Origin of the sequence: Vagococcus sp. WN89Y (assembly GCF_052220145.1) — a bacterium.
Classification (GTDB): domain Bacteria; phylum Pseudomonadota; class Gammaproteobacteria; order Enterobacterales; family Enterobacteriaceae; genus Kosakonia.
Genome location: NZ_JBQPOM010000028.1, coordinates 402,270 through 420,788, shown reverse-complemented (window position 1 = coordinate 420,788; position 18,519 = coordinate 402,270). Strand labels below are relative to the sequence as shown.

The 18,519-nt window shown below is 52.4% G+C and carries 10 protein-coding genes; 8 read left to right on the top strand and 2 right to left on the bottom strand.

What is annotated here, in order from left to right:
* Positions 1-347 precede the first annotated feature (347 nt).
* From ACTU3N_RS10485 to pptA, 5 genes are all read left to right on the top strand, one after another.
* Complete coding sequence (locus ACTU3N_RS10485) at positions 348-7,436, top strand: Ig-like domain-containing protein (RefSeq protein WP_443086067.1); 7,089 nt, start codon at positions 348-350, stop codon at positions 7,434-7,436.
* A gap of 240 nt (positions 7,437-7,676) precedes the next feature.
* On the top strand, positions 7,677-8,690 hold the full coding sequence (locus tag ACTU3N_RS10480; protein WP_443086066.1) for a LacI family DNA-binding transcriptional regulator: 1,014 nt from the start codon (positions 7,677-7,679) through the stop codon (positions 8,688-8,690).
* Positions 8,691-8,764: 74 nt separating this feature from the next.
* Positions 8,765-10,783 carry a pentapeptide repeat-containing protein gene (locus tag ACTU3N_RS10475; RefSeq protein WP_443086065.1) on the top strand — a complete coding sequence of 673 codons (2,019 nt, stop codon included), beginning with the start codon at positions 8,765-8,767 and terminating at the stop codon, positions 10,781-10,783.
* Between the two features lie 52 nt (positions 10,784-10,835).
* The gene (locus tag ACTU3N_RS10470) at positions 10,836-11,453 is read left to right on the top strand and encodes a glutathione S-transferase family protein (RefSeq protein ID WP_443086064.1); all 618 of its coding nucleotides are present in this window, start codon (positions 10,836-10,838) and stop codon (positions 11,451-11,453) included.
* A gap of 56 nt (positions 11,454-11,509) precedes the next feature.
* Complete coding sequence (gene pptA / locus ACTU3N_RS10465; protein ID WP_443086063.1) at positions 11,510-11,740, top strand: tautomerase PptA; 231 nt, start codon at positions 11,510-11,512, stop codon at positions 11,738-11,740.
* A gap of 733 nt (positions 11,741-12,473) precedes the next feature.
* On the opposite strand, the gene ACTU3N_RS10460 is transcribed toward pptA, so the two are convergent.
* Together ACTU3N_RS10460 and ACTU3N_RS10455 are read right to left on the bottom strand one after the other, a co-directional pair.
* A complete protein-coding gene (locus tag ACTU3N_RS10460) occupies positions 12,474-13,046 on the bottom strand; it encodes a flavin reductase family protein (RefSeq protein WP_443086062.1) in 573 nt (190 codons plus the stop codon).
* Positions 13,047-13,113: 67 nt separating this feature from the next.
* Positions 13,114-14,892: a diguanylate cyclase gene (locus ACTU3N_RS10455; RefSeq protein ID WP_443086061.1), complete on the bottom strand. Its 1,779-nt coding sequence runs from the start codon at positions 14,890-14,892 to the stop codon at positions 13,114-13,116.
* Between the two features lie 237 nt (positions 14,893-15,129).
* Here ACTU3N_RS10455 and ACTU3N_RS10450 point away from each other — a divergent pair, with 237 nt between their 5' ends.
* Genes ACTU3N_RS10450 through ACTU3N_RS10440 form a run of 3 tightly spaced genes read left to right on the top strand, consistent with a single transcriptional unit; the run spans position 15,130 to position 18,492 of the window.
* On the top strand, positions 15,130-15,831 hold the full coding sequence (locus ACTU3N_RS10450; protein WP_443086060.1) for an ABC transporter ATP-binding protein: 702 nt from the start codon (positions 15,130-15,132) through the stop codon (positions 15,829-15,831).
* Positions 15,828-16,796, top strand: coding sequence for an ABC transporter substrate-binding protein (locus ACTU3N_RS10445; RefSeq protein ID WP_443086059.1), 969 nt, complete (start codon positions 15,828-15,830; stop codon positions 16,794-16,796). The genes ACTU3N_RS10450 and ACTU3N_RS10445 overlap by 4 nt, the downstream gene beginning before the upstream one ends.
* A gap of 40 nt (positions 16,797-16,836) precedes the next feature.
* A complete protein-coding gene (locus ACTU3N_RS10440; protein ID WP_443086058.1) occupies positions 16,837-18,492 on the top strand; it encodes an ABC transporter permease in 1,656 nt (551 codons plus the stop codon).
* Positions 18,493-18,519 lie beyond the last annotated feature (27 nt).

Here is an 18,519-nt window from a genome sequence, read left to right as displayed (position 1 = left end):
TTTCTGTAAATTGTGACGTGGGTTAACGTTAACCGTATTATTGATAATGTTAATGAATAGTGTGATTCTGGTTATTTTATTTTACGATGATTAAATAAAAAGCGATAATTAATCTGAGATTAATGTTATTAATTTCTGTGTTTAATATGGCTTAGAAAATAATAAAAATATAATAAAATTATAACGTATTTTAATGTCAAAAAACGCAATAGACTCTGCGCAATACCGCTACTCCTCGCCGATTCTCCTTATTGAACTTATATCAGTAATACACCGGCAAGGGGTATCCACCCGTATTTGTATTGATAGCACGCCACTCTCCTGGCGGTTTTTCTATGAGGTTTATTGTGAGCACAACACACAGGGAAAAGTTTTCTTCCTTAACAAAATTTTTTGCCTGGCTAAATATTGGTACTCAAATAGCATTTCCACTGGCCATCGCATTTACACCGGCAGTCGTCAGCGCCAAACTTTCAGAAGTGAGTGCAGCGACACGCTTTAATACCCACGTTTATACCTTGCGTAAAGGTGAAAATGTTTCTACCGTTGCAGGCAAATATAAAATCAGCGTTGAGGAATTACGCAAATTAAATCAGTTGCGTACCTTCGCGCGTGGTTTTGATAACATTCATGCGGGCGATGAAATTGATGTGCCTGCTGAAGCGACGGCTGCAAAAAAACAGACCAAAAAGACCAGAGCGCTCGCTGAGCGCGAGACGAATGCGACCGAAAGAAAAATTGCCGGAGTAGCATCACATGTTGGTTCAGCGCTGAACAACTCGGACAGCAGTACGATGTCTTCGATGTTTCGCGGCATGGCTGTAGCTGAAATGTCTGCGCAAATCCAGGAGTGGCTGGGTGGGGCGGGTACAGCCCGCGTGCAGCTTGATGCTGACGAAAACTTCTCCTTTAAAAACTCCCAGCTTGATCTGCTGGTACCGCTTTATGACAAGCCAGAACACCTGATCTTTACCCAGGGCAGCGTACACAGAACTGACGAGCGTATGCAGGCCAACCTGGGTCTGGGCTATCGCTGGTTCAACGGTAGCTGGATGCTCGGCGGTAATACCTTCCTGGATTATGATATCTCTCATGGCAACGCCCGTATGGGTCTGGGCATGGAGTACGGTCGCGACTTCCTTAAATTTGGCGCGAACAGCTACCTGCGTTTGACCAACTGGCGTGACGCGCCGGACCTGGAAGATTATGAAGAACGCCCGGCAAATGGCTGGGATGTCCGCGCTCAGGCCTGGTTACCTGCGCTGCCGCAGCTGGGCGGTAAGCTCGTTTATGAGCAATATTACGGTAAAGAGGTCGCGCTTTTTGGTAAAAATGAGCGCCAGAGCAATCCGCACGCCGTGACCGTTGGCGTCAATTATACGCCGTTCCCGCTGCTGACCCTTAATGCCGATCACCGTCAGGGAACCGATGGCAACAACGACACCCAGTTTGGCGTGACGATGAACTATCAACTCGGCATGCCGTGGCAGCAACAGATCGACCCGGCAGCAGTTGGCGCGATGCGCAGCCTGAAAGGCAGCCGCTATGACCTGGTCGAGCGCAATAACAATATTGTGCTGGAATACCGTAAAAAGGTGGTGATCCGTCTGCGTACTGCTGAGCTTATCACCGGCTATGCCGGTCAGATGAAATCGCTGGGTGTGGCGGTTAACAGCAAATATGCGCTGGATCGTATTGACTGGACTGCGCCGGCGTTTATCGCCGCAGGCGGTAAAATCATTAAAGAGAACCTCTCTTCTTACAGCATCGTTCTGCCGGACTACCAGTCCGGACCTAACGGTAACAACACTTATACGATAAGCGGCGTCGCTGTGGATGAAAAAGGTAACACATCGGCACGCGCGAGCACGCAGGTTACCGTAACGCAGGCAGCGATTGAGTTAAAAACCAGTTCGCTGACGCCAGAAAATGTGTTGCTGCCAGCCGATGGTAAAACCCAGCAGGCGCTACTGCTTAAAATCGCCGACCGTGAAGGTAAACCGGTTGATGTTGCCGTTGAAGAGTTAAGTGTGGAAAACAGCGCAAAAGTACGCGGCGCTGGTATGGCTATGCTGACGCCATTTACTCGCCGTGCAGCGGGCGAATATGTTGCGACTGTTACTGCGGGCACGCTGCCTGAGTCGTTTTCCATTACGCCGTCGGCGCGCAACAGCCGTTTCTCTCCAAGTAATATTGTGGTGGTCGCGGATAAAAAAACCGCCCTGGTGAGCGCATTATCTATCGAACACGACGGTGCGCTGGCCGACGGTAAAGCGGAAAACAGCGTGAAAGTCGTGCTGATGGATGCGCAGAAAAACCCCGTGCCGTCTCAGGCATTTAATCTGAGCGCAAACAACAGCGCGGTGGTGAGCGCCACTGCCTCCACCAATAATCAGGGTGAGGCGATTGTGCCGGTGACCAGCGTTCATGCGGGTGTCAGCACCTTAACCGCCAGCATCAATGGCAGCAGTAAAAATGTTGCGCTGACCTTTAATGCAGACCAACAAACCGCGCAGGTGACGAATAAAGATCTCTCTGTGCTGCCTGCTGTTTCCGTTGCGGATGGTAAAGCGCGTAAAACGGTGCGCGTTGTCGTGACTGATGCGCATGCGAACCCGATACCGGACGCGGCGGTAACCTTTGCTGCTGATAATGGCGCTATCCTGGGTGCAACTTCCGTGAAAACAGATGCACAGGGCGTGGCACAAACGACGCTGACCAGCAAAATGGCCGGGCTTAGCCATGTCACGGCGACGATTAATAATAAATCAGCAACCCAGGATACGACCTTTACCGGCAATACCGCGACTGCGCTGGTCAATGCGGTGACAACCACTGCAAGCAACGGCCTTGCCGATGGCACCACCGGGGTTAAATTCCAGGCTGTCATTAAAGATCAAAACAATAACCTGTTGACAAATGTGCCGGTGGACTGGAAATCCGATCGCGATAATAACGCAGTGACCTTCAGTGTCGTACAGAGCCGTACCAACGATCAGGGTATCGCTGAAACCACTGTATTCAGCACCAAAGCCTATGACGTTGTGGTAACGGCATCCACCAATGCTTCGTCAAAAGCAGCGGCACCGTTTACCTTTATTGCGGACACCACCAAAGGCAGCATCACGCAACTGAGCAGTAACCGCCAGACCTTGACCGCGAATGGCAAAGAGAGTGCCGTACTGACGGCGAAAGTGGCAGACCGCTTCGGCAACCCATTGTCGGGCGTAACGGTATCGCTGAGTAATGGCCAGGGCGCAATTATTACCCCTGTGCAGGCAACCACCGATACCAACGGTACCGTTCAGGTGGACTTAACCACGCAGTACGCCGGTACCATTAATGTTACGGCAGCGCTGGATAACGGGGCGAAATCGACCCTGGCGCTGAATGCCGTAGCGGATAACAGCTCTGCAACGGTTGCTGTCAATACTTCTTCGCTTACTGCAACGGTTGGCGGAAGCCCGGTGACGATGACGGCTAAAGTTGTCGATGCGCACAATAACCCGGTTATTGGCACCAGCGTGGCCTGGCGCAGTGATTACAACCAGCTGGACGCGTCTGTCTCCACGACCAACGATCGTGGGGAAGCCACAGTTCATCTGTCGGCCACGCAGGCTGTACTCACCACCGTGACTGCCGTGCTCTATAACGGCAACAAAGCGACGGCGCAAACAACCTTTGCTCCGGCGGCACCAGTAACGGCGAACAGCCTGCTGAGCGTGCTCCCGCAAACCATCACAGCAGACGGTAGCTCTGCTTCTACGGCCACGCTTACCCTGCGTGACCGCTTTGGCAACCCTGTGCCCGCGCAAAATATTAGCTGGAGCGCGAACGAATCCAGCGTGAAGTTTACCCCCTCCGAAAAAGGTGACGGCGTCTATCTGGCACAAATCACCGGCACGAAAGAAGGTACCTGGTCGCTGACGGCTACCAGTGGCAGTGCAACGCTGCAAACCTCGCTGGGCTTCCTGGCAAACCAGAACACCGCGCTGATTGACAGCGTCACGGTGTATGGCAAGGACACGGCAAAAGCGGATGGTGTGGATACCGTTACGCTGCGTGTTCAGGTGAAAGATAAAAACGGCAACACGGCGATGCCGGGCGTGGCAGTAGGCTGGCGTACTGCGCTGGGCACACTTTCTGCTCCGCTGAGTAAAACCGATGCCCAGGGTGTTGCAGAGATAAGACTCAGCAGTACCCTGGCAGGCCAGGTCACCGTTGCGGCACTCCTCGGCGGCGGTCAGCCGGTGAATGCAGACAAGAGCGTCACCTTTAGCGCAGGCACGGTCTCGGCGACCACGTCTTCACTGAGCGTACTGCCGGGCACCATTGTGTCTGAAGCGGAAAACGCCACGGTCACCGTTACCGCACGTGATGCGTTTAACAACCCGCTTTCCGGGCTGAGTGGTGATATCGCGCTGCAATACGCGCCGGATCTGTCGCTGACGGCTTCTGCGTTCAGCGAAGTGGCTGCCGGAACGTATCAAGCGCAGTTGACCGGTAAGAACGCGGGCACAACGACAATCACAGCCCTTGTTCAGGGCACGGCACTGGCGCAGAAAGCCATGCTGACCCTGGAGGCGAATAACAACTCAGCCGTTGTCAGCGGTGCCATTAGCGTAACGCCAGCATCTGCGGTAGTAGGTGACACTGTAACCTATAGTGCCGTGCTGACAGATAAAAACGGTAATGCGCTCGGAGCCGGTATCCCGGTAACCTGGAGCGCCAACGGCGGCAGTATGCTGAGCGCGCAGATAACCAACACCGACAGCACTGGTAAAGTGCAGGTTACCCTGACGCGTGATGTAGCCGGTACGGCGACTGTCAGCCTGATGTTGCCTTCCGGGGCGACCGCGGCACCGAATGTTGTCTTCAGCGCGGATGCGCCGGATGAGAGCCAGTCGGTGCTGACGCTGACCCCGGCGGTCATCATCGCAGGTAAAGAGACGGCAACCCTGCAACTGGTACTGCGTGATAACAAAGGCAACCTGTTAACCGGCCAGAGCGTCAGCGGCATGAGTAACAACGCGGATGTCACTATCGCTAATGCGCAGGAAACAGCAAAGGGCACGTACACGATGACTGTCAGCAGTAACAAAATGGGCACGGCGACGCTGTCAGTAAAAGCGAGCAGCACGACCTTTAAGCAGACGAAATCGTTAACCATTAAAGGGGATACCAGTAGCTGGAAAGTTACGCAAATTACGCCAAACAGAACCAGCTTTACAGCCGGTGACGCGCAAGGCGTTACCTACAGCGCCACGGTAGTTGATGCGCAGGGCAACACCCTGCCGGACGTGGTCGTCTCCTGGCAGCTGGCAGGTAAAGCGGACAGTTTTGCTGAATCCTCACGCACTAATCAGAGCGGTGTCGCCACCTCTCAGGTGCTCAGTAAAACGGCAGGTCTGTTAAATATGAGCGTATGGCTGGACCCGACGAACCATGCTAACGCCAGCGTGGTGACGGTCAACCACGGTGCCGTGGATGCCAGCCATTCTTCCTTTACCGCTGATAAGACCGATATTGGTGCCGACGGTATTGATGCCGTCACCATGACGGTACGACTGAACGACAGCTACGACAACCCGATAGCCGGGAAAACAGTCACAATGGATGGAGGCAGTGCGCTGTCTGGCTTTACCGTCTCTTCCGTGACGGATAACCAGGACGGTAGCTATACCGTCAAAGGGACCTCAACCGCGAAGGGTCAGGTCACGCTGAGTGCGAAGGTTGACGGGAAAACGATCGGTGCGGGTATTACCATCGATATCGGCCCGATTAACCTGAACCTCTCCTTTGCCAACGCGCAACAGGGCGTTACCTGGATGCGTAATTTCCAGAATTCGCAGGCTGTCAAAGGATTGCCGTCAGGTCTGACACAAACCTGGGTTTCCTCAGACGATAGCGTGGCGAAAGTGGATGGCACCGGTAAAGTGACCCTGCTCAAATCAGGTGATGCAAGGATAACCGTGTATACCGCCGGTAACGCGCAGTACAACCCGGCAATCGCCAGTTATGATTTGACTGTGGAAAAAGCCGACCCGCAGATGTCAGTCACCAGCGGAAATCTGATGACCTCCACCTGGGGTGATGGGAAAAGCTATACGATCACTGCGCAGTTTGGTAACAGTGACGCAGACAGTATGCTGACGACCACGTACAAGAGCGATAATACCGCCATTGTGCAGGTGGACAGCAAAGGGGATCTCACGTCAGTGAAACCGGGTGCGGCGATGGTAACGTTAAGTACGCCGGAGACCGAGCAGTTTAAAGCGGCGACCTATACCGTGGCTTATGTGCTGAATAAAGCCACGCCGACGATTAGCTTTAAAAACGCGTCGCAGACGACGAAGATAGTGTCCGGTTCGTCAACGCAACTGCAGACGCCTGATATTACGGGTATTGCGGCCAGCAATTTGAAATGGACATCGTCGAACACATCTGTTGCCAGTATCAGCGGTGATAAAGCGGCATTTGCCGGCGGTCTTGGCGATTCAGTGATTACCGCAGAAGTGCTGGCGGATGATTACTATATCGGTGCCAAAGCGCAATATACCCTCTCGGTGTATGATTCGCCTTCGGCAAGTCTCGCGGGAGTTACCCACACCAGCCTTGGGGACAACACCTCGGGTAATGTATGGCAGCCGGTAATGACCTCCGATGTGGTTCAGGCAACGGTAACACTAGACGGGGATGAGAAGACTCGCCCGGTCACCAAAATTGTCACGACACTGTATCAGAATGGTGTAGAGAGGGGCAGTTTTGAAATGTCAGGTCGAAATATTAAATACGGCACGCCGATGACCTTGCCTGTCTATGCATCAAATGCAATCAGCTTCTTCGCGGCAGAGAAAAATGGCAGTCTGAAAACGACCATAACCGGTGTTAATAATGAGGTGTTAACCCTTCCTGAACAGGCTATTACCTTCAGCGCAAGAACCAAGGACATGCTGCGTATGGTGGAGCCGCGTGTAAAAATGGCCCAGCGGCTGTGGGACACCGATCCGAACCCGACAACTATTTGTTCCGGTAATGACTGGGCGACGTTAGCCGTCGATATTAACATGCCGGCAAAACCAGGGTTGTTATCTTATTACAGCAGTTCATTGCAATACCGGGTTTATTTAAACTATCAGCATAGCGAAAGTTCATGGGGGACTGATATGGCTCCGGATAAAGGTGATAAAGGCATGCTCACGCCGGTTCCGCTTTCAACCGCAGTAGCGGTAGAAAACAACCCGATGCCCAGTAATTATTTAATCTCTGCTCAATGTGGCAGGTATAGCCTCTCTACCCCCTATATGGGCACGTATCAAGTTCATTTGGAGATGTCAATGGGACCGACGGTAGAAGATACGGTTTCGCCAACCATCTTTAGCTGGCAATACACCAGCCCGACGACCAGACCACCGTTACAGCTGTGGAACTTCTGATAACGGATAGCCTGCAAACCATCACCGGTTCGCGCTGGGCAATTATCAAGCATAAGGGGGAAACCTCTTATGCTTTTTTAATCTGACGCATTTTTATCTGGTTGCAAACAATTATCTCGCCAAAATGGTTATCTAACGCGCTGATTTCAAAAGCAAGGCAGGCATTGAGACGAGAAAAAGGTATACTTTCAAAAAACGCTTTATTTCAGGCTGCATAGCAGCCTGATTTTGTGAGGGAACATGCCGAAAACGTCTCGCTCTTTAACGCCGCGCGCACCGACGCTTGATGATGTCGCCCGCGCGGCAGGGTTGTCTTCCATGACGGTCAGCCGGGCGCTCAATACGCCCCAGGTGGTACGGCCAGCAACCTTAGAAAAGGTGCTGGCCGCCGTCAAAACGACCGGTTATATCCCCAACGCGCTGGCCGGTGGGCTGGCATCCCGGCGCAGCAAACTTATCGCTGTGGTGGTGCCGCAAATCAATAACAGCATGTTTGTCGATACCATCCAGGCCATCAGCGATACGCTGGCGGCGCGCGGCTATCATATGCTGCTGTGCGTCGCGGGCTATACGACGCAAACCGAAGCAGAACTGGTGGCAGCATTGTTATCCCGCCGCCCGGACGGCATTGTGTTGACCGGTATCCATCACGCGACTGAACTGAAAAAAGTGCTGCTGAATGCAAACGTACCGGTGGTGGAAATCTGGGATCTGACGCCGACGCCGCTGGATATGTTGGTGGGGTTCTCGCACGAAAAAGTGGGGCAGGCGACGGCGGAGTATCTGCTGCGTAAAGGCTATCGCAAGCCAGGGCTACTTTGGGCAGTCGACCAGCGGGCCATGCAACGAAAGCATGGCCTGTGCGAAACGCTGGCAAACCGGGGCATCGCGCCGCCGGTTTGCGTAGAAGTAGCGCTTCCTGCCCGTTTTATTTCTGGTCGCACCGGTGCGGCGCAGTTGCTGGACGCCGGAACGTTTGATGCTATCGTTTGCAGTTCAGACACGCTGGCGCAGGGGGCAATTACCGAGGTGCAGTCCCGCGGATTGCGCGTACCGCAAGATGTGGCGGTGATAGGTTTTGGCGATCTGGAGTTTGCCGCCGTAAATCAGCCTGCCATTACAACCGTCAGTGTCGACAGGCTGGTGATTGGTCAGCGTGCGGCGACAATGCTTGCCGATCGTATAGAAGAGAAGCCTTTCGAACAGAAGATCGTCGACATCGGTTTTCATTTTGTTGAGCGCGCATCAGCGTAACCATATTGACCTTGTTTGCCGGATAAAGCCGCGCGTTTTATCCGGCGTCGTTCGCTTAATTTGCGAAGCATTTATTGAAATATTCCGAAAGTAAAATCCAGACGCATATTAACGAGTGTTTTGCTTGTCTTTTGCTTTATATTAATTTTTTTATTAAAGGCAAGTCTATGCGCGGAATAATGTTTGCAGACAGGATTCGTTTTCCTGGTGATATAATTGACCCTCAAAATAGAATAGCCAGCGAAGTAACGGAGTATGCGGTTATTTCACACCGGTTGACTCGCGTAACGCCGGAAGAATATTGCCCGCTGCCTCAACGAAACAGTGCTGCGGTTGTTTATTCACGAAATACGTTTCCTGTGGTGAGAAATATTAAATCAATACACCATGATGATGTTAATAAAAACTCAGCAGTGGATTTTCGCAATTTATATTCTGAAGTGCAAAAAATTCGGGAGCTACGTCGCAAATTGGCTTATTCACCTGCACGGTCGTTGCCATTCAGGCTAATGTATAATGATTTGCGCAGTTTTGATTTTACCAATATCAACAAAGGGAAGTATGAAATACGCGAGCCAGTGGCTGTGGATTTTTCATACGCCAATATGGAGAGGGCCGATCTGCGCCTCGCCTGGTTAAATGGTTCTAACTTTACCTATGCAAATTTAAATGAAGCAAAATTATTTATTCAGTGTGCTAATTTCTTTGGCGCTGCGTTAAACGGAGCAAAAATATTACTGGACCTGCCTTGTCATTGGCGAGAGCAGGATGTTGACGCGTTGCTCAATAACCCCGAAACGCGCGGGAATTTATTCCATACCATCGCGTCGGTCAGTGATGAGTATGTTTTACTGAAAACAGCGATGATGCAACAACTTAGCGAGTCCATTATAGGATCTCCAGGCGCAATCGCGTCATGCTCTTTTCCTGCCAGTACGTTCATTAAAAATATACTTGAAAAGGAGTTTTATATGGAAAACACAGTAATAAAAGGATTTGTTGGTGGTCTGGTGCAGAAGGTTATTAATCAGTCTTCAGGTCAGTTTATGCTCAACAAAGTCAGTAATTCCACGCTGTCGAATATCATTAAATTTACTTTTGAATCTGACGAACAGCACGAGCTGGAATGCGATGTCATTACCAATAACGGTTTTTTTATTCAGTTAATTATGCGCAGCGTGTACAGCGATAGCCCGACGCTTCAGCAACAGGGCAGAACGCTTTATGCGACTTACCTGGAAAGAGAAGAAATAAAGCCTTACACCCTGAAAGAGGAATTTGGCGATGGAGCGGGCAAACCTGACTGGTCAGCGCAGAATAATCTAAATTATATTCTTGTTAGCGGTGATAAAACCATGATTATCGATCATGAAAATATCGCCAGAATGTTGCGCCAGGACTATAAAGAGGGTGAGATTAAATGGAATAATTTCTTTCTCTACGATAATGATCAACTCCAGGCGACCGGGAGTATTGATTATGAGGAACTGTTTAATAAGCACTTTAAAATTTTCGCCAACAGTTATCGCTTCGATAGTCATAAGTCCAGCCTCAAAAAATTGCTCGCATTATTAGAGCTGGCAGAATATGACGAGAAATTTTACGCCGTTTTATCGGGGAAAACGCTCGCCGAAAATGAATCTTTAACCGGAGCAGACGATCAGTTCAGGTTAAATGCTATATTCTGCAAAGTATTAACGCCAGTGGGCGAGAGCGTAAAAGAGACGACATTGCTTGCCGAACACTACAGAGAAATTATGGATGTGTTTCAGCTCCGGCAAGCCGAAAACACCCTTAAAGCACAAACGTTGTTATGCCTTGCCGCCGTATTTTGCCGTTACTCTTCAAGCTTCGCTTTTGGTACGGTGAAAGAGTCGCCGCAGGTGCTTCGCCAGTACGCCTATGCGTTGATGCATAAAGCGAACGAACTTTGCCCGCAAATAACTGAAGGGCAGTTTGAGGAGTGGAAAGCGTGCTTGCTGGGACTGAATGCAGCGTTCACCTGCTCGGGGGTGCTTTCCGCTACCATGATAGAACATGTCAGAACGCATTTTCCTGATGTCGCGAGCACGCTTTTACCTCCGGTATGGTGACGCTCAGTAGCTGAACTAGACTTAGGGTTTCATCTTGCAAAGGGTAAACCCTATGTTAACCGTCTATGGCGTACCTGGCTGGGGCTCGGCAATTAGCGAAGTTATGCTGACGCTGGCAGAGATTCCGTATCAGTTCGAAAATGTTGATGGTTTTGATGTTCCAGGGCCGCAGCAGGAAACGTTACTGGCGATGAACCCACTGTGCCAGGTACCAACAATCAAACTGGATGATGGCAGCATAATGACCGAAACGGCTGCCGTCGCGTTGATTATCCTCGACAAGCGCCCTGATTTAGCCCCCGCAGAAGGCACTGCGGAACGCCAGCAATTCTGGCGCTTGCTGATATGGCTGGTCGCCAATGTCTACCCGACATTTACCTACGCCGATTACCCTGAACGGTGGGTACAGGAAGCGCCACAGCAGCTTCGCGAAAACTGTGTCGCTTATCGTAAATTTCTTTATGTCTGGCTCGATGGTCAGTTGCAGGCGACACCTTATGCATTTGGCGAAACGCTGACGTTACTGGATATTTATATCTGCATAGTGCGCACCTGGGGTCCGCGCCATGCATGGTTTGCGGAAAACACGCCGAGAATAACCGCTATTGCGGACGCCGTCTGTGCGCTGCCGTCATTACAGACGGTGCTGCGCAATAATGACATCATTTGATAATTAACGTTTTATCTCTGTGCTAGTGTTACTTTCTCTCATATAAGGAGCCTGTTATGCCGCACGTAGATATCAAATGTTTTCCTCGCGATCTGAATGAAGAGCAACAAGCTGCGCTGGCAGCTGATATTACAGACGTTATTTTTCGCCACTTTAACAGTAAAGAAAGCTCTGTCAGTGTCGCGCTCAGGCAGGTTGCGCAGGAAGAGTGGAAAGGGCAGGTGTGGGATAAAGAGATTGCCCCACAGATGGAGCAGTTGATTAAAAAACCGGGCTATAGCATGTGATCATTACTGGCTCTGAATACTTCTTCTCTGCCTGAAAGCAATTTATCGTTGTGTTGCTGACGCTGGTTAATCAGCAACCCAAAAGGCAGGAAGACAAGTGAAAGCCTGAACAGATTACGCTTACCCGCCATGCGTTAAACCATCGCGCCGCACGCATTTTCTGTGCGGCTTACATGGTTAATTAAAATGAAAAAGCGCAGGCGTAAATAAATTATTAATAAACTTAGTATTGCGCAGCGTTGTACTGGTTACAGGAGAAAGCCGCGGCAACGAGCAGTTAATTTCGGGTGGATTCAATTGCGACAAAAAACAGTCTGGCTGCAACCATGGCGCATCCGTTATTAAAAAAGTACGAGGGTGTAAATAGCTGTCCATAGAAAAACCTCCTGACACACGTACCTGATGTTTAACTGATTCTGCGCTCTCCATGTATAAGTTGCAAATATGAAATTTCCGAAACTCAAGTTCCGCTATAAATAACGCGATATCTCGGCATTCAGAAGCAGAGCGTCTTCCTCGACAGTGATTTTTCAGTAGCATCAGTAAATACTGATATTTGTCGTTATCAGCGCTATAAAAACATAAGCATTTTTTTATCGGCCAGCGTGCATGGGGGAATGGCAATATTTCATAGATGCTTCGACAGGTTTCTGGTTAAAAGGCAATATCATTTTGCTTTATATTGCCTTTTTTAATTATCCGACGGGTAAAGCGTAAACATAAAATGTCCGGGTTATCCGGCAGCAATAATTTGTTTCCCGCTGGTAACAAAAACACCACCACCAAGATGGTGAATGGTATTGAGTTTATCGTCATCAAACTGCCAGCGGCCATTAATAAACGCGCGCTCATCGGCGGCGGCAGAAACCACCTCGCCAAATAACGTATCGTATTTGTCCTGCGCTGCCGTGGGCGGTAACAGTCGGCACTCCATCCAGGCGAGGCATTTTTCTTCAATGACCGGTAGCCCCAACACAGGCCCGGAAAATGCAGGGATGCCATAGCAGTTGAATTTATCTTCATCACGACCGGTAATATTACCTACCGCATAGCTCCAGTTGGTTGCCGCAACGCCTGGCACAACGATACCAAACATCCCGCTGCGCTCGATTAATTCACGCGACCAGGCACTTTTATCCACCACGATAGCGATACGTGGCGGGGAGAATTCTACCGGCATCGACCAGGCAGCGGCCATTACGTTACGGCGATCGATTTCATCATCCCGGCTGGTAATTAAAATCGTCGGGCCGTGGTTGAGCAGGCGACTGGCATGCTCTAATGCTACCGGGCGAAAATGACTCATAAAGAACTCCCTGGTTTGCGGATTTCCTGCATTAAACGACTGAACTGCCGGAGAACGCAAGTGCGGACTAACCTGCGTGCCTTGCGACCACAATTTTCCCGCGGCCTTGCTCTTTAGCAAGGTAGAGTGCCAGATCCGCTGCGCGCACCAGATTGTCAGCGCTGGCGTGTCGCGGCCAGGTTGCCACTCCGATAGAGACGGAAACGGGACCAATATTTTGCGACTCAAAGAGAATAGGGTGATTTAACACATTGCTCAGTAACGTCCCGGCGACCTGCTTTGCCTGTGTTTCGTTAGTATCCGGTAAGATTATCAGAAACTCCTCACCACCGTAGCGAAACGCGACACTGTTTTCATCCAGCGTATCAGTCATCAGCTTCGCAAGCTCCCGCAATACTTTATCGCCCGCATCGTGGCCGTGCTGGTCGTTGAACGTTTTAAAATAGTCCACGTCCATCATCAGGCAGCTCAACATGCTGCCTTCAACCATCGCTTGCTCAAGCATGGTGCGTAGCGTCTCATCCAGGCTGTGGCGGTTGCGTAAACCGGTCAACGAATCATAGGTGGCCTTTTCAGTCAGCGTATCGCGCAGGATCTGATTGGCAAACGCCAGCGCCAGCGTCTCTGCCAGCAGCTCAAGGTAGGCATAAGGCGGCTCTTTTTGCGGCGTGTAATTATCAAACGTTAACAGGCCAATGCTTTTGTTTTGCGCATTGAGCGGCACGCAGACCGCGCGGGCGGCAATATCCGGCTGGATATGTTCGCACGGCATATCCACCGCATCTTTAGCCGGGCTGTGTAACTGCCCGCGTTTCAGCGCCCAGCAGCTCTCCGGGGTGATAGGCGCATCTTCTCCCGGCGGTAATCCCCAACGGGCAACGCATTTCATACGGTGGGTACGCGGGTTAAGAATATAAAGACGACCGCCCATATCCGGGATAATTTCCGGCGCAAAACGGCTGACCACCCGAACGATAGCCTGCTGGGAGTCACAGCCCTGCAAGCGCTGCGTCATTCGGGCCAGCAATGTGCGGGTGCCCCATTCGGCATCACGCTCCTGTTCGAGACGCTGTCGCGCGAGGCCATTTTCGCGAAAGATGCGGATGGCTTGTGCCATATCACCTATTTCATCGACCTGCGCCAGCATTGGCGCTTCGACCGCGTAATCCTGGGTAGCCAGGCGATTTATCACATCGCTGAGAGTCACAACCGGGCGCAGGATGCGGTGCTTAATGATAAAGCCGAGTACAAACAAAAACAGCAAAGCCGTCAGGCCGACCATCACTTCAGAAAGCGTACGCAGGCGCACGGAGCGCTCCGTGGCTCCGGTCATTTCAGCCTGCAGGCGTTGATCTGCAAGGCTGCGAAAATGGGCGAAACGGTATTCGGCCTCGCTGACTTTTTCATCATAATTACCGTTAAACAGTAAATTGATCGCGTCAGGCGTTTTGCCGGCTTCGGCATCGGCTAGTGCAATACGCTGCTCCTCTTCAAGCTGCGCAAGGGTGGTAATACCATCATGCAATACGTGCAGCTCTTCACTGGAAGCGCCCTGGCTGCGTAACTCCTCCAGCTGGTTTTCCAGGGTGATATCTTGCTGGACGCGGGTTTTCCAGCTTTGCACATTTTCCGCCAGCGGTTTGAGCACGGCTTCACGCGCGAGATTACTTAACGCAAACGCCTCTTTTTCCAGGTTGTCCGTCAGCGCATCAAACAGACGGATCCTGGCAACCGTGGTGCGTTCGTCGCGTTCAGCATGCGATGCCAGAAACAGTGCCACACCGGAAATCAACGTCAATGTCACAGTGGCGACATAAGCAAAATTAGTGATTGTCGCAATACGCACAAAAAAGCCTTATTTACTCTCAGTCAAAGGTATGACTATCAGTGTAGTCATGTTGTTGAAAACCAACGCGCAATAATGGCGTCATTTCTTCGTCATACTCGCAACCTATAGTCAGCGGCTATCAAATCCCAAAGAGGATAACAATATGTATGCTCCCCTGACTTTCGTGCAGGTGGATGCGGCCCGCTGGATGAAAACCGTGGGTCATTTACGTTCTGCCATTAAGGGAGGGCGTTAATGAGCGCATTCACTGACATCCGCCTGGAAGGCGTTTCTTATGCCTTCGGCACACATACCGTTCTCAATCGTATCGATTTATCTATCAAGGCAGGCAGCATCGTTGCGCTGCTTGGCCCCTCCGGCTGCGGCAAAAGTACGCTCTTGCGTCTTCTGGCGGGCTTAAGTGAGCCAAAAGAAGGGCATGTGTGGTTTGGCGAGCGTCTGGTAGCTAAATCCGGCTGGATGTTGCCGCCGGAAGCGCGCGATATCGGTATGGTCTTTCAAGACTATGCCCTCTGGCCGCACATGAGTGTGGCGCAAAACGTTGCTTTCCCACTGAAAATGCGCAATGTGCCGGGGGGCGAGCGCGCGCAGCGCGTCAGGCAGGCGCTGGAACGGGTCGGCCTGGCGGAGTTTGCCAGTCGCAAGCCATCCGGACTGTCCGGTGGGCAACAGCAACGTGTGGCGCTGGCCAGGGCTATTGTCGCTGAGCCTGGCATCCTGCTGTTTGACGAACCGCTGTCGAATCTTGACAGCGCGCTGCGTAAATCCTTATGCCATGAGATGGCGCACCTGCTGCGTGCGCTGGGTACGACGGCCGTCTACGTGACACACGATCGCCAGGAAGCCCAATGGCTTGCTGACCGTATTGTTCACCTTGATGGCGGCGAAATAGCATCTGTACGAACCGTTACTTCATCCTCAGGGGAAATTGCATGAAAACGCTGTTATCTGTCAAAAAAGGAGTGGTTTTTGCCATGGTGCTGTCATCCATGATGCTCTCCAGCGCGCACGCGCTCACTGTTTACACCGCAGGCCCTGGATCGCTTGCGAAAAATCTTGCCAGCGGTTTTGAACAAAAAACCGGGGTAAAGGTGAATATTTTCCAGGCCACGACCGGAAAAGTGATGGCGCGGCTTGAAGCGGAGCAGGCGAATCCGCAGGCAGACGTGCTGATTTCCGCCTCCTGGGACACAGCGGAGGATCTCCATCACCGTGGCTGGCTGCTGGCGTTCAATAGCACCAATGCCGACAATGTTCCTGACTCCCTGAAAAGTGCCGACTATGTTGCTCAGGGGATCTCCGCGCTGGGTATCGTCTGGAACACGAAAAGCGGCACACCGGAACCTAAAGAGTGGCAGGATCTGACGCTGCCTGACTTTAAAAATAAAGTCACCACGCCTGACCCGGCGCTCTCCGGGGCCTCGCTGGATTTGTTGATCGGGTTGCAAAACGGCATGGGCGAGAGTGCGTGGCAACTCTTCGATGCGTTGAAAAAGAACGGCATGCTGGTCAGCGGCCCGAACGCGCAGGCGGTGACACCGGTGATGCAGGGGGCGAAAGCGGCGGTGTTCGGTGCCGTGGATTATGTGACCTACGGCAATATTGCCCAGGGCGAATCCCTGAAAGTGATTTTCCCTGCCAGCGGTACGGTCATTGCGCCGCGCCCAATGATGATCCTCAAAACCTCGCAGCATGCGCAGGATGCCAAAGCCTTTATTGATTATGTGCTGTCGCCCGAAGGGCAGAAAATGGTGGCGGATGCCTGGCTGATGCCTGCCCGTACCGATGTGCAGGCAAAACGACCGCTGTTTACTGAACTGAATATTTTGCCCACACAAAGTGATGGCTCCAGTGAGCGTGGCGAGGTGCTTAAGCGTTTTAACATGCTTTTCGCCGGGTAATAGCTAATACGGGGGCGACCCCGCTATCAGGATATCTGCCGTGAACCAGAGATTTATGTCGTTGGCGACGCTGGTGCTGCTTGTCGTACTGGTTGCGCTGCCGTTGCTGTTTATTCTGTTGCAGGCAATCTTCCCACACTTCAGCGCCGGGGAGTTCAGCGGCGCGTTCTCAACCGTTGGGGCGCTATTGACTGAGCCTCAGCTGCCCGCGATGGTTAGCGGCACGTTGCAAATTGCCATCAGCGTGGCCTTACTCAGTGGGGCCGTCGGTTTACCCCTCGGCGTGGCGCGCGGTTTGTTTAATCTGCCGTGCCCCCGTTTCTGGGATTTGCTGTTTTTGCTCCCCTTTCTTACGCCGCCTTATATTGCCGCGTTATCATGGATGCTGGTGCTGCAAACGAACGGCTTCCTGATGCAGTTCACCGGTATCGATTTGAATGATGTGTTGTTCAGCAAAAGCGGTATTGTGCTGGTGATGACGCTGAACATTTTCCCGGTGGTCTATTTTGCCGTGTCACGCAGTTTGCTTGCCAGCGGGCAGCGGCTCGCGCAAGTGGCGCGGGTGCATGGCGCGACAGCGTGTAAAGCATTCTGCCATATCACGCTGCCGCTGCTCACCCCGGCGCTGGCGGCAGGTATGCTGCTGGCCTTTACCCTCGCGGCAGAGGAGTACGGCGTACCTGCGGCGCTCGGCACTCGGGCGGGCGTGGTGATGCTGACCGTGGGGATTGAGGAGAAGCTTGCTGACTGGCCCATTGATTTGCCTGGCGCATCATTGCTTTCGCTGCTGCTGATTGTTATCGCGCTGAGTGGATGGTGGTTGCAGCGCAAACTCACCGGCGATAAAGACGTGAGCAGTGTGTCGGGAAAACCTGCCGAACATGTTGGCGCACGTCTGGGACTGGCGATGCCGCCGGTTGTGGCTGTGATGGCGATGGTCGGTTTGCTGGCAGTGGTGATGCCGGGGCTTTCGATGGCGCTGACGGCCCTGAGTGGAACGCTCTCCGGTGGGCTATCGATGGATAATCTCACGCTCAGGCATTTCAGCGCGTTGTTCGTCCAGCGTGGCGATGCGCTTTCGGCTCTGGGTACCAGTCTCTCGCTGGCATTTGGCGCAGCAATCATTACCGGGGCGCTCGGTTTATGCGCCGCCTGGCTGGTAGTGATGCAGAAGGTAAAAGGACGCAGTGTAATTGATGCGCTCTCGTTGATGCCTGCGGCACTGCCGGGGGTGGTGATCGGCGTGGGGCTTATCCTGTTATGGAACCGGGCGTTCTGGCCCGTGTCGCCGTATAACAGCTGGGGAATATTACTGATCTCTTATTGTTGCCTGTTGCTGCCCTGGCCGGTGCGTTATATCGCCAGCGCCATGCGTCAGCTTGGCGGAAATCTCGAACCCGCCGCCCGCGTGCATGGCGCCAGCGCGTTTCAGGCGCTGCGATTGATAGTGCTGCCCCTCGTTTTCCCGGCGATGTTCGCGGCGATGCTGATGGTGTTTGCTATTGCTTCACGGGAACTGGTGACATCGCTGCTGCTTGCCCCGGCGGGTACGCAGACGGTGGCGGTGTTTATCTGGCGGCAGTTTGAGCAAGGCTCGGTTGGGCAGGGGATGGCGATGGCGACCCTCACGCTTTGCGTCGCACTGGTGCTTATGTTGACCGCGCTGGCAATGTTGCAGCGCAGCGCCCGGCAATAAAGGGCACAAAAACGCCAGTGGCGTCAG

Excerpts from the sequence above, each read along its gene's own strand:
- ACTU3N_RS10460 (WP_443086062.1), bottom strand. The coding sequence starts at position 13,046 with ATGAGTCATTTTCGCCCGGTAGCATTAGAGCATGCCAGTCGCCTGCTC.
- ACTU3N_RS10480 (WP_443086066.1), top strand. The coding sequence starts at position 7,677 with ATGCCGAAAACGTCTCGCTCTTTAACGCCGCGCGCACCGACGCTTGAT.
- ACTU3N_RS10470 (WP_443086064.1), top strand. The coding sequence starts at position 10,836 with ATGTTAACCGTCTATGGCGTACCTGGCTGGGGCTCGGCAATTAGCGAA.
- ACTU3N_RS10445 (WP_443086059.1), top strand. The coding sequence starts at position 15,828 with ATGAAAACGCTGTTATCTGTCAAAAAAGGAGTGGTTTTTGCCATGGTG.
- ACTU3N_RS10450 (WP_443086060.1), top strand. The coding sequence starts at position 15,130 with ATGAGCGCATTCACTGACATCCGCCTGGAAGGCGTTTCTTATGCCTTC.
- pptA (WP_443086063.1), top strand. The coding sequence starts at position 11,510 with ATGCCGCACGTAGATATCAAATGTTTTCCTCGCGATCTGAATGAAGAG.